This is a genomic window from Streptosporangium sp. G11, from assembly GCF_051192615.1.
GTDB lineage: Bacteria > Actinomycetota > Actinomycetes > Streptosporangiales > Streptosporangiaceae > Streptosporangium.
In genome coordinates, this window is the sequence record NZ_JBPJUQ010000291.1 from 1 (window position 1) to 1,368 (window position 1,368).

Sequence of the window (1,368 nt, forward strand, 5' to 3'; positions counted from 1 at the left end):
GCGCGGGGTGGGGTGGCGCCGTTGACGTGGGGGCAGGCGTCGATCTGGCGGTTGACCACGTGGCGGGCGGCGGGGGATCCGTATTTCAACATGCCGTGGGTGTTGCCGGTGTATGGGCGGCGGAGTCTTGAGGTGGTGGTGGGGGCGGTGCGGCGGTTGGTGGAGCGGCATGAGACGTTGCGGACGAATTTCCGGCCGGATCCGGGGGGTTTGGGGGGGATGGTGCAGTGTGTGGCGCGTTCGGGGCGGTTGGTGGTGGGGGTGGTCGAGGGTGGGCAGGTGCGGCCGATGGCGTTGGCGCGGGAGGTGGCGGCGGGGTTGGCGGGGCGGGTGTTCGATTATGCGGGGGAGTTGCCGGTGCGGTGTGCGGTGGTGATGGTGGGGGGGCGGCCTCGGGCGGTGGCGTTCGGGTTGTCGCATCTGGCGGCGGATGGGGGTGCGCTGGATTTGCTGGCGGTTGATTGGCGGGATGTGCTGGCGGGGGTGGAGGGGCCTGATCCGGTGTGGCAGCCGATGGATCAGGCGGTGTTCGAGCGGGAGGGTGCGGGGGTGGTGCGGGGGGAGCGGGCGTTTCGGCATTGGCGGGCGGTGTTGGAGCGGGTGCCGTTGTCGATGTTCGATTATCCGCGGGGGGTGGGGGAGGAGTCGCGGTTTGTTCGGGTGCGGATGGATTCGGTGGCGTTGGGGGTGGCGGCGCAGGTGTTGGTGGGGCGGTGGCGGGTGAGTTCGGCCAGTGTGCTGACCACGGCGGGTGCGGTGTTGTTGTCGGTGTTGACGGGGCATCGGCGGGTGGCGATGCAGTTGATCGCGGCCAATCGGCATGATGCGCGGATCGGTGGGTTGGTGGGTCCGGCGGCGCAGGATGGGATCTTCCTGTTGGAGGTGCCGGAGGGGATGTTGTCGCAGGCGGTTCGGGAGGGGCATCGGCAGGCGTTGACCGCCTACCGCCACGCCCTCTACGAACCGCTGAGGCTGATGGCGATGCGCGAGGAGCTTGGCCGCGAGCGGGGTGGCCCCATCGACCTGTCGGCTTACTTCAACGACACGAGGGGTGGCGGCGACTGGCCGGAGCTGCCCGCGGTGGAGCCTCCGGGAGACCCCGCCGTGATCGCCGCCCTCACCGAACGGACCACCTTCTCCCCGGCGGGCTCCTGGGAGCACGTGGACGCCACCACGGTCCAGTTCATCGTCGGCCAGGCCCGGCACGCCTGCGAACTCCACCTGCTGGCCGACACCGCCTACCTGCCCCGGACCACGGTCCACGCGCTGCTGCGCGGGATGGAGACCCTGCTGGTCCGCGCCGTCGCCGAGGACGTCCCCCTCGACGAGGTGGCCGAACTGTGCGGCATCACCCCGGTCGAGCGCCCC

At 70.8% G+C, this 1,368-nt stretch carries 1 protein-coding gene; it reads left to right on the forward strand.

Annotated features, from left to right (window positions below):
- Nucleotides 1-12: 12 nt before the first annotated feature.
- A partial coding sequence (locus tag ACSDR0_RS50615) for a condensation domain-containing protein (RefSeq protein ID WP_435296136.1) occupies nt 13-1,368 on the forward strand: 1,356 nt, incomplete at its 3' end.